This is a genomic window from Microbulbifer sp. YPW1 (assembly GCF_013367775.1).
Taxonomy (GTDB): Bacteria; Pseudomonadota; Gammaproteobacteria; order Pseudomonadales; family Cellvibrionaceae; genus Microbulbifer.
Genome location: NZ_CP055157.1, coordinates 3,704,748 through 3,718,785, shown reverse-complemented (window position 1 = coordinate 3,718,785; position 14,038 = coordinate 3,704,748). Strand labels below are relative to the sequence as shown.

Below are 14,038 nucleotides of genomic sequence, written 5' to 3'. Positions count from 1 at the left end.
GGCCGCCCGCCCTCACACCATATCCGCGCTTATTTGGCTGACCACCACCAACCTGCCCAACCTGCCCCAAATAAAAATAGATAACCAACATCAGTTGATCCGACACGATTTAGCGCTGAATCACACGAAAAATGCGACACAATTCTCTTTTGACGTGAGATCCTCTATATTGTCGCTGCTTTCCCTCTCACCACGAGGGTTCTCGGCCATGGAACTGGCTGACCAATTTGGGGGTACTGTCTCATCCTGCCCGGGACGGCAGAAGACAGGCAAAATGGGGCAATTTATCTCATGGAAGCGCTGCTGGATTTTGTTGGGGAAATCTACGAGGCCTCTTATAAGCCGAATCACTGGGACAAGGTGACTAGCGATCTTTGCCAGCTGCTGGGCGCGCGCTCGGGAGCGATTTTCATGGATGACTATGAAGGCCGTGTTCGCGGCATGATTGGCGCCCATGGATTGCCGCGCACGGTGCGTGCGGCCTATCGTTTTGGAATGTCCAAGTACGACTACACCTTCCAGCTACAGCAGCGCGAGCCCACCGGACTGGCCCGCCAGATCATTCACGCTCCGGAAGTCCGCGAAGATCACCCGCTCTACTACAAGCTGATATTGAAGCCCAACGATATCGGCTATCTGGCCGGCATGAACATTTACAGGGATGAAGAGTGGCATGTGGGTATTGGCCTGCACCGGTCGTTCAAGGCCGACGCATTTTCCAGCCGCGACTGTGAAATCCTGCAGAAACTGTACCCGCACTTTAAGCGCGCCTTACGCATCCACAAGGAATTTCATCGGCTGCGCACGCGACAACAAACCCTGCTATCGGCGCTGGACCGGTTTATGACCGGACTGATCATTGTGGGGCCGGATCGCGCGGTGAACTATTGCAACCCGGTGGCCAAAGCATTGTTATCGCATCATCAGGCCCTGGCAACCGATGGCCAGGGTCGCGTGCGCGCGCACTACCCGGAAGAGAACCGACGCCTGAACAGACTGATCAATGAACTGTCCGATGCGGACCGGCAGAATATAAAAACCCATAATCAGGCGATCGGCCTTCACCACCCTGACCGCGAACATGCATTGAACGTGATGCTGGCACCTCTGGATTCCAATTCGGTCTACGACGCACAGCCGACAGGCAGTATCGCACTATACCTGAACGACCCGGACTCCCCCTTCAACCTCCCCGCTGAGGCTCTGCGCTCACTTTACGATATGACACCTGCAGAAGCAGGTGTCGCAACCGCACTGGTCAACGGGCAATCACCCAATCAAATCAGTGAGCATCACGGGGTGAGCATTGAAACGGTGCGCAGCCAACTGAAATCCATCTACCAGAAAATGGGCGTAAAAAAACAGCAGGACGTGATTCGCGTCCTGCTGTCCGGTGCCATGTAATCATGGCTGGTTGGGAGGCTGCCTTACAGCAGCTCTCCGCCCAGCGCGGTACAGGCCTCAGCACTGTCTTCGTAGGTGATGAAGTTGTCATCCGCGCAACGATACTCAGTCTGGAATCTTGCCGGGCATTTACCCAGGCCGGCAGAAATAAAGCTCGGGTCAGCCTCGGCGTAGGTGTACACCTCGCCATCAATCGTTTCGATGACCGTCAACCACTCGCCTGTCGCATTGGATTCCTTGACGACCTCGTTTTCTGTGACCCAGCGGATTTCCTCGCAGTACTCTTCAACCCCATTAGTTCCGATATCCCAAATGTCGTGAATAAGGATTTCGTCACTAGTGTCACCGCCGGAGCTAGCGCTACCCGGAATCCCTACAGGGCCTGCACCAAGGCGATTGAACTGCATCTCCCCCTCGCCGGTAACCTCCATGGTCATGCTGTTGCCACTGACAAATAGTTTCAGGTCAGCAGATCCCACAAAGTCGGAGAAACCAAACTCGTTGGTGTCGACAATTGCACCGGAAGTGGTCAACACGCCGGTGTCGCTGTCGTGGCTATAGCTACCCACTTCGACGCCATCATCTTCAGCCTGCACATAGGTGCCATCGGCCATAAAGGCCAGCACCAGCAGTTCACCCTCGTGCAGCTGGGAATTCGCCACATCGCCGACCCATACACCCTGCAGCCCATTGGCCACCACGCGGGAGGCGGGGATGTTTTCCACCAGAACTGCTTCACCGTTCTGGGCGTCCGTTTCGTATACGTCCAGATCAGCGCCGTTGCCGGCAACACTGAAGGTCAGGTACTCACCGTCCGCCTGGTTGAAGTCTCCATCCGCCGGGTTGTGCAGGCCGATATCGCCGTTCTCGTCGCTGAAATTCGCCGTTACTTTCAGGACCTTGTCGGCATTGATACTGTAGGCACCCCACTCAAGGCCCTCTTCCGACTCAGCCTCAAGCTCCTTTTCCTCAACATGGATGTAATTGCCACTGGCCTCGTCGAACGCCAGGAAGATGAAGTGCTCGGCACCGTTGCCGGTTTCAGTACTGGTATCCAGTACCCAGCCACCCGTTACTGAAGTCTCGTTGGTATAGCCGAGCTCTTCAGTTTCCAGCGTGCTCTCCAGGTGAGCCTGAGCGACATCAGCACCGATCAGCTCCGTAACCGGCGAATCCTGGCCACCATTTTCAATCAGGGTCTGTACCACCGCAGAAGCCGCAAAGGCTTCGGGCGATTGGGCAAAGAACGCCTCCGCATCCATCGCCGGATCTTGACTGCCCACCGCAGCATCGCTAATCGTAATTCCGTTGCTCGCATCGCCATCGGTATCGAGAGTCTGCAGCAAGCGACTCATATTAATGACAGAGTTATCCGAGGTGTCGGTGGTGCCAGCGATATCCAGTGGGGTAATAACGTCAGAGGCCGCAACTGCCGGAAACTCCAGGTCACCGATGAAGAAAATAACGCTGTCGCCCGGCTCGTAGCCATATTCGCCACTCGCATTGGTAACGCCTTCATGGGTAATGTTGCCTTCGCTATCCAAAGTGCGATAGCCAATATTCACCACCAGACTATCGATCAATACACCGGTTTCCGTGGGCGGTGCTTCACTGCCACCACTGCTACTACTGCTTCCACCGCTGCTACTACTACTTCCACCGCTACTACTGCTACTACTGCTACTACTACTGCTACTACTACTGCTACTGCTACTACTGCTACTGCTACTACTACTGCTACTACTACTGCTACTACTGCTACTGCCACTATCGCCGCCGCTACTGCTGCCACCACCGCCACAAGCGGCCAGGGAGCCAAACAGCAATGCCGCAGTGACTACCGACAGGGTTTTCTTGAGAGGATGTGCCATGAAAAATTGCTCTTTCTACCGTTGGAACGTCAATTGGGAAGTCTTACTCCAATCCAACATTGAGCCCGAACCGCTCTGGCGGCGCATCCCTCAAATTGGGGATGCACTTTGTTATGGTAAGTGATGGCAAGCCGGTTAAATTTTCGACACAAGCGCAGTGGCGAGTGGGCGGGTCTGAGCTTACCCTCAAAAAGTCGAATGACTGTGTATCTGGAGAACCTATGGAAGCATTTCCCCATCATTATGAAGTAACGGCCAACGCGGGCAGTGAAGGCGAGGTCTCGCTTACCGCGGAAGGTGTTGATCCCATTGCCTCAGCGGCACCGGTTCAGTTCGATGGGCCCGGAGACCGCTGGTCCCCTGAGGATTTGCTGGTGGCGGCGGTAGCGGACTGCTTCATCTTGACCTTTCGCGCCATCGCCAAGCACTCCAAACTGGAGTGGAATACACTCGAATGCAATGCCAAAGGAACCCTGGACAAGGACGGCCGCAAGACTTGCTTCACGGCGTTTACCATCAACGCCCGACTGGAAGTGCCCGAAGGCACAGATATGGAAAAGGCGCACAAGCTGCTGGAGAAATCCGAGGAAAGCTGCCTGGTGACCAACTCCCTGAATTCCGAGATTTCACTGAGCGTGGAAGTTGTAAACTCCTGAAATTGGATGAATTTTTCATAAACCGGTTACACGCCCCCCAAGCCCCAGACGCTAAGAGAGCCAATTAGCCGCCGATAATTTGATCTAGACTTGGACTGGCCACAGTTCGGGCCGATCTCACCGTCGGAGGGGCCCTTTATGACGACCAGCACAGCCAGCCGCGCACGATGGGCCTTTGTGGCCATGGTGCTCGCAGGCGTCATCGCGGGCGCGATCTGGTACTACCAGACCGCCGGACGCTTCACGACCTATCAAATCCTTACCGAAGATTCCGTATCTGGTCTTATTGCCGGTGCCCCGGTGGAGTTCCACGGGGTAGACGTGGGCAGGGTCACAGAGGTGGAACTCACCGGGCCCAGCTCCGTGCGCATTCTGCTGGACGTCGAAAACGACGCGCCCGTGACGAAGGCAACCGTCGCTACCATCACCGCCCGCGGGCTCGCGACCCGCGGATTTACCGGCTATGTGTACGTATTGCTGGAGAATACAGGTGCCGATACGGGACCGCTCACCGCCGCCCCCGGCGCACGCTATCCGCGCATACCCAACACCCCTTCCCGCTCGGTCAACCTGGATACCGCCATCAGCCAGGTCAACCAGAACGTGCAATCACTGACCGAATTGCTGCAGACCATGCTGGATAAAGACACCATCGCTGCCTTCCAGCAGGCGGTCGGCAATCTGCAGCAAGTCACCCAGATGCTTGCAGAGAACCAGCAGCGGCTCAGCACAATCATCGCCAATACCGAGCACGCCAGTGACCGACTCGGGCCGCTGCTGGATTCGAGCAGCGATACCGCTAACGCACTAAGGCAGGTCAGCCAGATGCTCGCGGGGAATCAGCAGCGGCTCAATACGATCATCACCAATACCGAACAGGCGAGCGGCCAGCTCGGCCCGTTGCTGGATGCAAGCAGCCAGTCCGTCAATGCACTCCAGCTGCAGGTACTGCCCGAGGCCTACCGCACCATGGCCACCCTGAATCAGCTGACCAATTCCATGACGCGATTGACAGACAAGATCAATCACAACCCGTCGGTTCTCCTGCGCGGCAGTGCGCCCCCGCCCCTTGGCCCAGGCGAAACCGAATGAGTGAACGAGGCTATCGGCGCGCGCTGTCTCATACCAGAACAGCCATACGCCTTGTGGTGGCGACTGCCGCAATGTTGTTTTCCGGCTGCTCACTCTTCTCGCCGGTGGAAAGTGACATACGGGTATCTGTCGTCGACAAAATTCCCAGTGAAGTGCCCCAGCGGCAAAGGCACGCGGTGACGCTGTTGATACTCCCACCGAGCATCAATCCCGTTTACGACACCATCCGCATGGCCTATCGCACGGCGCCACATCAGGTGGGCTATTACCGCCACCACCAATGGGGCGCAACACCGTCACAGATGCTACTTCCGTTACTGGCCCGGACATTGGAAAACACAAACTACTTTGAAGCAGTAGCAACACCACCCTACTTCGGCCCCCACAACTTCGCGCTGCGGACAGAGATCGTAGACTTCGTACAGGACTACACCTCCACACCAGCGACCCTCCAGCTGTCCCTGCGGGTGCAACTTATTGAGGGCACCTCAAACCGGATTATTGCGAGTAGAAGCATTTCGCTACGGAAACCCATACTGCAGGAATCACCAGGTGCGGGTGTGGTGGCAGCCAATGATGCCGCCGCAAACGCTTTGCGACACACAACGCTGTTTGTACTGGAACAAATGCCGTAAAAAGGACATTACCGAGAAGAGCCGGGCAGGATTTTCTTCAGAGTGTTATCCCGGGAAATGAAGTGGTGCCGCAATGCCGCACTGGCGTGAAGCAGAATAAAACCAATCAAGGCATACCCCAGCCATTTGTGCACCTCGATCAATAACTGGAAGCGATACTCGTTGTGCGGAATCAAATCCGGCAATCGGACACCAAAGAAATACACCGGAATACTCGCGGCGGAAGACATCAACCAGCCGCTGAGCGGTAAGGCAAACATCAACGCGTAAAAGCACAGGTGCACAAAGCGCGCGGCAACCTTCTGCCAATCGGGAAGTTCTTTTACCAGCGCCGGTAACGCATTGGTCACCCGCCATGCCAGACGCAACATCGCCAGCCCCAACGCCAATATACCGAACTCCTTGTGATACACGATCAGCGTCAGTTTTGTCTTATCGAACCCCACATCCGGCAGACCGCTCATATACACACCAAGCACGGTGAGCGCGATGAGCAATACCGCCATCAGCCAGTGGAGCAAAATGGCGACGGCGCCATAGTCCCGCTCCGTGTTTGTGAGCCTAGTCATTCATCGCGACAGCCAGTCAGACACTATTCACACATAATAGGCTGCCCAGCAGGCTCACACGCGCGGCAGCCAACGAGTAGCCCTACTCTTCCCAGGCCGGCGCCAAGCGCTCGGCCTGTTCTTCGCGAACATCGTCGATGACGGCCATCAGGTCCTCGACGTCGACGCTGGTCGCATCCTGTTCGAATATCCCGGTAAGGGTAATTTCCGGGTGTAGCTCACCCGCTTCATACAGCGCCCAGATTTCCCGGCCGTAATCGGTCTTCAACAGTTCCGGGGCAAAGCGGCCGAAATAGTTGCACATATTGTCGACGTCGCGTTGCAGCATCATCGCGGCGTTGTTATTGCCGGCCGCATCCACCGCCTGGGGCAAATCGATAATTACTGGGCCGTGGCGGTCCAGGAGTACGTTGAACTCGGACAGGTCGCCGTGTACCAGGCCGGCACACAACATGCGCACGACATCGGCCATCACCTGGCCGTGATACTCGCGGGCCTGCTCCGCCGTCAGCGTGACGTCATCCAGCCGCGGGGCCGCGTAGCCCTCCTCATCGGCCACCAGCTCCATCAGCAATACACCGTCGACGAAGCCGTAGGGCTCGGGGACGCGCACGCCCGCCGCCGCCAGCCGATACAGCGCATCGACCTCGGCACTCAGCCAGGCCTGTTCCTGCTCTTTCTGGCCGTAGCGGGTCTTCTTCGACATCGCCCGCGCGCGGCGGCTGTTGCGCATCTTGCGGCCTTCCTGATACTGCACCGCCTGTTTGAAGCTGCGCTTGCTGGCCTCCTTGAAGACCTTGGCACAGCGCAAGCTGTCGCCGCAGCGCACCACATACACCTGTGCTTCCTTACCGCTCATCAACTGCGCCATGACCTCGTCGATCATGCCGTCGTCGACCAGCGGTTGTAATCTCTTGGGTACTTTCATAGATCTTCTTTTGATCGTCCGCAGAGGCGACCTCCCGGTCGCCCCGCCGATTTCTTGTGCCTGTTATCCGTGCGCCAGCGCGTAATCGATCGCCGCACACACGGCAACCGCCTGCGCGGTATTGCACTGTTCGGGCGTGGCGCGGGGGCTATCGGGATAGACCTCGGTGGTGGTCTTGTAGGTTGCGTTGGTGACGCTGGCGCAGAGGCCCAGCTGCTTAAGCGGATACTCGATAACACCGCGGGCAACCACCGGCGAGCCGATAATCTCGTTGTTGTCATCGGCGGGGGCGATGTGGGTGACCTTCTCTACTGCCGCGATGACGGCCTGCTGGAATTCCGGCTGCGGGTTCGCGCTGTCATCCACCAGATAGAAGCCATCGGGAATGCCGCCGGGCGTGAATGGATTGCCATCGCGGGCGGCCAGTGCGGGGCGGAACTCGGTTTCGTCGGTATCGGTGGTCTCGTGCAGGTCGATATGCATCACTACGCGATCAACCACCGGCGCTACCAGTCGCATCAGTGCCGCCGACTCTTCCGCCGGGCTGTTGTCATAGAAGGAGCGGTTCGGGTCGATGGCGTTAGGGTTCCAGCGGTGGATGCGCTCGTAACCCCAGGGGCTGATGCAGGGTGCCACCAGCAGGTTGACTCGACCGGCGTAGTCCGCAGCATGCCGGTCTACAAACTCAAGCGCGCCGTGTACACCGCTGGTTTCATAGCCGTGTACCCCGCCCGTCACCAGCACCACCGGCAGATCGTCATTCCAGTCGCGGCTGCGGATCGCCAACAACGGAAAGCGCTCATCGCCGTACTCCAGACGACCGTATTCTTCCACATCGAAGCGATCACGCAGGCCCTCGATCTTGCTGACCACCTCAGACTCGTAGCTGCGGTGACGGGTCTGTCGCGACAGCCATTCGGCCCGCTCTGCATCACCCCAGGGTGTGCCGGGGGTGCCGATTGGATAGAAGTCGAGGGAAGTGGTCATAGCGCTTGTTCTCCGGTGATGAGCGAGGGAGGCATTCTACACCGCTAACAGGCCCTGCTGACCATCCACCAGAGTGTCAAAATCCGGGTCTATGAAAGGCAATATGGCATCGGCTAGAGCTGCCGGTCGAGTTGGTGCTGGTAGCGGGGTGCCAGCCCCTGCTGGCGGCGTTCATCGGGCATTCGCGCCGCAGCTGGGTCGACCGCTCAGCCAGATCAATGCGCCAGCGCAATATACAGAGCAATCGTCCCTACCACGAGCAGCGCGATGGCCCAGATCAAATCGAAGTTAATCCACTGTCGCCGCAGCACCGCGAGCCCCACTTTGCGGTAGACGATCCAGGCCACAGCGCCCATGACCAGCAGCATCGCCAGTGTGTGTAATAAGACCGCCAGCACAAGGTTGCCGCTGCCGGACACGGCCATGTGATGGCCTGAATGGGCACCGCCGTGAGTACCGGCCAGGCCCAGCAGTGCAGGTACCAGCATCAGGCCGGCACCGTGGGCGCTGGCCATCAGAAAAGACCAGAAAAACAGGTCGCGATTGCCGACTTTCATGCCCACCCAGCGCGGATGCCGGTAGTAATTCCCGAGCTTGTACAGACCGAAGGCGAGTAGCAGCGCAGCGGTCAGCCAGCGCAGTGCGTCAAGCGAGATCCATTGCAGCCCGGCAAACACCAGAATAACCACCGCGGCGATTGCCGCGGCGTGGCCCACAGCAATCGGCAGCAATGAAACCCAGATGACCTTTTCACTATGCTGCTGCAGCCCCCGCGACAGCGCAAACAGCCAGCCCATGCCCGGATTCAGCCCGTGAAAGGCCCCCAGCGCGATAACGGCCAGCCAGGGGGCGACTGCCTCAGGAAGGGTAACAGTAGGAATCTGTAGAAGCGTCGCCACCCTCAAGCCTCACCTGGTGCACGCGGGTTGTGCCGAAATCGATAAAGAAATCCGGATCCAGACTCATACCGCCATCGGGATCCGTGTTCACTTTCACCATCCAGCCAGTCATCCCCTCCGGGTAAAACTGGTCGTCCCAACTGCTGTAGAGCGAATTGGTAAAAAACACCCGGCGTCCGTCTCGGCTGATTTCCACCATCTGCGGCGCACCCAGTAATGGTCCGTTTTTTTTCGGATGGCCCTTTTTTGCCACAATGCCACCGATCTCTACCTTGCCGGTCAATTTCGGGTTAAACGGATCCGATACATCGTACTGGTGCAGTTCGCCGATCCCCCAGCAGGCCACATAGAGAAAGCGGTCGTCGAGGGACAGGTCGATATCCGATACCAGCGGCGGAACCGCTTTGAAGGGTTTCAGCGCCGGCGGCAGATCCGCCTCGTCAGCAGGCACGGGCGGAATGGTGATGACCTTTTTCATCTGCCACTCGTCGTTTTCCCGGTACCAGGTCCACACGGAAGCGGACAGGTCCTCGGTACTGACCACGACACCGGCAAAACCATAGTGCTTGGTGGGATCGTGGGCCGGGCGCAGCTCAAGCAGCATCTGGTGCTCCGCACCGATATCGACGGACTGTTTCAGTTTTCGTTTTCGCAGGTCCCAGAAATGGATACGGTGCCCATACTTGTTGGCCAACAGATCCTCCGGCACCAGGCCATTTTCAAATTGCGACGGTTTGGCCCACTCGCTGCTGATCAACACATCTTCCGCCAGATGCCACCAGAAATCGTACGCCAGTTCCTGGTCGCCGCGATCCAGCTCCCATGGACCGACCACCTCAAAACTGAAGTGATCCAATAGAAAGATACCGCCGGGGCCGTCGTCGCCATTGGCAGACCCCATGGCGGAAACGTAGATGGCGTCGGGGCCACAGTGCACCGTGTGCGGTCGACTGTAACCGGACTTGGCCATCACCGTTTCCGGTTCCAACGTTTTCACGATCTGCGGCTGGCGCGGGTCCGGTTTGGTATCGATGATATAGATCCGCGAACTGCGCAGCCCCGGTACAACCAGGTAGCGACGTTCGAGGTGGGGATGGGGCGCATAGGGGCACAGTGCTGAACTGCAGGCATTCCAGCCAAAATGATGCAGTTCATCACCGATATTGGGCAGCTCCAAGGTGTGCACGACCTGGCTGTAGGTATCGGACCCGGGTTCCAGGTCCACGACGCAGATGGCGTCCGGCTTACCACCTCCTGGATTCAGTGCGGCGACATAGGCATGACGTTCCGGTGGCGCCTGCATAGCCATTTTTGCCGAAGGGTAAAAAGAGGGATCCGGTTTCCACAAAGCCATTGCGTCACTCCCGTTTTTAGCTAGCCGTTAACTGTTGAATCGCAGGGAGTATAGTGAGCAATCGTTTTGGGTTAAGTTAACTTCAGCATCAGAAAATCAGACATGCGCCGAAATTCACTTGCAGGAAAATTCTGCAGTGGACAAATCGGGCCCGAGCTGGCCCTGTATTTGAAACATGACTTCACCAGCGATATCCGTCTGGTCAGCCACCGACCGCAGAAGATCAATGAACCGATGAATTACTCAGCGCCGACTTGCTGGATGCCGAGAAGACCCTTCGCGCCGTTGAGGGTTCAGAGATTGTCTATCTGACCGCCGGGCTATCCATTCAAATGAGCTACTACCTTTAAGCCTTACTCAGACGACATTGGTTTGGGAGCAAAATCAGCATTTTTATTAAACGCTCCAAGAATTAAATCCAACGCAGAATTGAAACATCCATCACCTGAAGCCCTCGAGCCGTTAACCAGCCCAGCCTCAGCTTCATGTCCCGCGTGATGTGAAATCCCAAATATGGCGGGAGAAGATATTCCCACGCTCTTATCGGAGCGCCGGTAAATCGACTTTCCTTCTTTAATCGTTTCCAACACTTTAATCTCGGCCAATTTATCTTCTGGGATGGTCATTGGATTTTCGGAGAGGATAACAAAATCGGCCAGCTTGCCAACCTCAATCGAACCTTTGGTATTTTCCTCGAAGTGCTGCCAAGCGGGCCAAATGGTCATCGCCTTTAAAGCGGTGGCAACCGGCACGCGATGCTCAGGCCCGAGAACGCGCCCGGTGCGGGTTCTACGAGTAACTGTGGCAGATAGCACACGCATTGAGTTGGGTAGTGCAACCGGCGCATCGTGATGGGTACCGAACGTCATGTCGCGCTCCATAAGCCAGCCGGTTGGAGAGATATTCTCAGCCCGCTCCGGTCCCAATACAGAATCCCGGTGCCAATCACCCCAGTAAAATGTATGCATCGGGAAAAGAGAGGGAAAGACATCAAGTTCTTTGAGGCGCTCGACTTGATCCTCGCGCAGAACCTGACCATGTATCAAAACCGGCCGGTTGTCCACATCCGGATGCTTGGCTTTCGCCTTTTGTATTGCCTCGATCAGCCGGTCACTGGCAGCATCGCCATTGGAGTGAGTGATAATTTGCCAGCCATTGGCAAACGCTTTTTCTACCGCTTCATCCGTCGTTTTTTGATCAATAACGGCATAACCCCTGTAGTCCTTATCCTGCCCTTCGGGCGGTACATAGTAGGGTTGCGTCAGCCACGCGGTCTTACCTTGCGGTGATCCGTCAATGACTAATTTGACACCGCCCACTCGAAATCGGTTTTTATATGACCGGGAGGGACTTGGATTCTTAACCTCAAGGATGTCCGGGTAGGTCACCAGATCAATTTGCAGATTGCCCGCGTCAGCCACCCGCTGCATAGCTGCCACGGCTGGAGCCATCGAACGTCCTTCTTGCCCAGTAGTGTAGCCATAGGATGCGAGCAGTTTGGCTCCCTCCTCGACGAGCGTGTCGTTAACATTGTCATCAAATTTCTCTGCAAGCTTGCTGATGACATAAAAGAAAGCATATTCCTCCAGCACGCCGTTAGGCTCTTGTGAACCCGCCTTGCGACGAAATACACCACCCTTCGGATTTTTGGTTTCGGCGGTGATCCCCGCAAGTTCCAGCGCCTTGCTGTTTGCGACGCCAAGGTGGCTGGATTGATGAATGATGATCACCGGATATTCAGTGGATACCTTGTCGAGCTCTTCTTTGGTGGGGTGCCGCTGCTCTGCGAGTTGCGAATCGTCGTAACCAAAGCCGACGATCCAGCCAATTTTTTCCACCGTGCTTTTATTTCCTTTAGCCCAGTCAGAGAGTATTGACTGCAAGGTGGCAATGTCCCGGCCGGCACCATCAGGTGGTGGCAGCAAATTCGCCGTTGTCGCCTGAATACCGATTAAATAAGCATGTCCGTGTGAATCGACAAATCCCGGCAACATTGTTTTACCGCCAAGATCGACGATCTTCGTATCACCCCCCTTGTGCGATTCTTCAATTTTCTCGCGGTTGCCTACCGCGAGAATTTTTCCATTCTTAACGGCGACAGCTTCTGCATTAGACTGTGCATCATTAACGGTAAGTATGGTGCCACCAGTGTAAATCGAATCGGCCATTGGACGAGGTTCTTCCGCGGAACAGGGGGCAATAAAAAGCGCCGTCATGACGATTGCGACTGCCGTATAGAATGCACAATTCATATTTCTAACTCCTACTTCCGAAAACCTGTCTCAGCGTCCATTCCTGCCTCCATTACTACGCGAACAACTATAGTTCAGCCATACGTCCTGGGCCGATTGAATGTTTAAAGCGACGAATTTGCGGAATTTGAATGGCTATGAGAATTGGCGTCACAGTAATTTTTCTTACTTTTGGGAACTTACCGGGCGTGGCAAGCGCGGATACTCCACAACACCGCCTGTGTGCCCGTGATCGCCTGACCTGTGACTGGAATGGGTCACGTAGTGCACTGGAGGCACACGGGGTTAACATTGATTTTTCTGTAACCGGTTATTATCAGGGCCTGCTGTCCGGCGGCGTGGATAATGTCGATTTCGAATTTGGCGGAAGAGCGGACGGGTTCATCACTTTGAACACTGAAAAGCTCAGCCTGTGGCACGGAGGCGGATTTAATTTCCACTTGGAATCCCGTTTCGGCGAACTAGCCGACCGCCCCGTGCCCAGCTCAGGCGGTATTTGGCCCGTCAATGCAGGTATTACCACGCCTCTGGGCGATCCCGGCCGTCTGGTAGGGAGTTCCATCTATTACAGCCACCGCTTCGGCGATAATACGTCGATGATGCTTGGCAAGATAAACGCCTTTGACTTATTAGCAAAAGACCCGTTTTTTGGCGGCTGGGCACGGGATCGCTTCAACAATGTTGCATTTGTGGCACCGCCCAGCGGGGTAGTGCCCCCTGTCATCATGGGCACGATCATTTCACACAGGTTCAATCCCTGGTCGCTGACCTTCATGGTGTTTGATCCCAATGACCGAACCAACGACTACGGTTTCGCCAACCTTTTTAATGTCGGCACCAATATATCCCTCGGCACCACCTGGACAGGGAAACTTGCGGGAAGAAGCAGCAGTCTGGGGGTAACCGGTACTTACAGCACCAAAGACGGCGCAGACCTCGGGCAACTACTGTTACCGCCAGATCTCAAGACCGGCACCCTCAAGGGCTCTTACAATCTCAGCGTGACCGCATCACATTTAATTTACGAGAGCCCCGCCGTACCCGGCAAGGGTTTTGGAATCTACGCCAAGGCGGCGAAGGCCGACGGTAACCCTAACCCGATACAGGCATCGTTTATCGGCGGTTTTGCCGGTCAGGGCATCGTATCAGGGCGACCGCTCGATGAATTCGGTATCGGCTATTACTTCTACGATCTCAGTGATGCCCTGGAGTCGTCCGTGGATCCGGTAATCCCATTCGACGACGAACGTGGACTGGAACTCTACTACAAGGTGGCTATGGCCCCCTGGTTTCAGTTCACTGTTGATCTACAGTGGATTGATCCTGCACGCCAGGAATTTGGTGACGCATGGGATCTTGCACTGCGAGCCAACATTGATTTTTGAACTTGA

The 14,038-nt window shown here is 56.2% G+C and carries 12 protein-coding genes; 5 read left to right on the top strand and 7 right to left on the bottom strand.

The window, feature by feature from the left end; translation table 11 throughout:
• Positions 1 to 291: 291 nt before the first annotated feature.
• Positions 292 to 1,404 carry a LuxR C-terminal-related transcriptional regulator gene (locus tag HUW35_RS15110; RefSeq protein WP_181253070.1) on the top strand — a complete coding sequence of 371 codons (1,113 nt, stop codon included), beginning with the start codon at positions 292 to 294 and terminating at the stop codon, positions 1,402 to 1,404.
• Between the two features lie 23 nt (positions 1,405 to 1,427).
• On the opposite strand, the gene HUW35_RS15105 is transcribed toward HUW35_RS15110, so the two are convergent.
• Positions 1,428 to 3,275 (bottom strand): hypothetical protein, encoded by a 1,848-nt coding sequence (locus HUW35_RS15105; protein WP_181253069.1) that lies wholly within the window; start codon positions 3,273 to 3,275, stop codon positions 1,428 to 1,430.
• Positions 3,276 to 3,496: 221 nt separating this feature from the next.
• Here HUW35_RS15105 and HUW35_RS15100 point away from each other — a divergent pair, with 221 nt between their 5' ends.
• The 3 genes from HUW35_RS15100 (at position 3,497) to HUW35_RS15090 (ending at position 5,658) form a co-directional block, all read left to right on the top strand.
• Positions 3,497 to 3,931, top strand: a complete 435-nt coding sequence (locus HUW35_RS15100; RefSeq protein ID WP_181253068.1) for an OsmC family protein — start codon at positions 3,497 to 3,499, stop codon at positions 3,929 to 3,931.
• 138 nt (positions 3,932 to 4,069) lie between these two features.
• A complete protein-coding gene (locus tag HUW35_RS15095; protein WP_181253067.1) occupies positions 4,070 to 5,023 on the top strand; it encodes an MlaD family protein in 954 nt (317 codons plus the stop codon).
• Entirely contained in the window at positions 5,020 to 5,658 is a 639-nt protein-coding gene (locus HUW35_RS15090) for an ABC-type transport auxiliary lipoprotein family protein (RefSeq protein ID WP_181253066.1), read from the top strand. Before HUW35_RS15095 ends, HUW35_RS15090 begins: the two co-directional genes overlap by 4 nt.
• Before the next feature lie 8 nt (positions 5,659 to 5,666).
• Here HUW35_RS15090 and HUW35_RS15085 read toward each other — a convergent pair whose 3' ends face one another.
• The 6 genes from HUW35_RS15085 to HUW35_RS15060 all read right to left on the bottom strand — a co-directional run bounded on the left by HUW35_RS15085 (position 5,667) and on the right by HUW35_RS15060 (position 12,647).
• Complete coding sequence (locus tag HUW35_RS15085) at positions 5,667 to 6,227, bottom strand: cytochrome b (protein ID WP_181253065.1); 561 nt, start codon at positions 6,225 to 6,227, stop codon at positions 5,667 to 5,669.
• Positions 6,228 to 6,309: 82 nt separating this feature from the next.
• A complete protein-coding gene (locus HUW35_RS15080; RefSeq protein WP_181253064.1) occupies positions 6,310 to 7,155 on the bottom strand; it encodes a PA4780 family RIO1-like protein kinase in 846 nt (281 codons plus the stop codon).
• 63 nt (positions 7,156 to 7,218) lie between these two features.
• Entirely contained in the window at positions 7,219 to 8,142 is a 924-nt protein-coding gene (locus HUW35_RS15075) for a M14 family metallocarboxypeptidase (protein ID WP_181253063.1), read from the bottom strand.
• A 215-nt stretch (positions 8,143 to 8,357) separates the two neighbouring features.
• Positions 8,358 to 9,041 (bottom strand): hypothetical protein, encoded by a 684-nt coding sequence (locus HUW35_RS15070; protein WP_219932596.1) that lies wholly within the window; start codon positions 9,039 to 9,041, stop codon positions 8,358 to 8,360.
• Positions 9,001 to 10,395 (bottom strand): selenium-binding family protein, encoded by a 1,395-nt coding sequence (locus HUW35_RS15065; RefSeq protein WP_181253062.1) that lies wholly within the window; start codon positions 10,393 to 10,395, stop codon positions 9,001 to 9,003. The genes HUW35_RS15070 and HUW35_RS15065 overlap by 41 nt, the downstream gene beginning before the upstream one ends.
• A 353-nt stretch (positions 10,396 to 10,748) precedes the next feature.
• Positions 10,749 to 12,647, bottom strand: coding sequence for an amidohydrolase (locus HUW35_RS15060; protein WP_181253061.1), 1,899 nt, complete (start codon positions 12,645 to 12,647; stop codon positions 10,749 to 10,751).
• A 137-nt stretch (positions 12,648 to 12,784) separates the two neighbouring features.
• Here HUW35_RS15060 and HUW35_RS15055 point away from each other — a divergent pair, with 137 nt between their 5' ends.
• Positions 12,785 to 14,032 (top strand): carbohydrate porin, encoded by a 1,248-nt coding sequence (locus tag HUW35_RS15055; RefSeq protein ID WP_181253060.1) that lies wholly within the window; start codon positions 12,785 to 12,787, stop codon positions 14,030 to 14,032.
• Positions 14,033 to 14,038 lie beyond the last annotated feature (6 nt).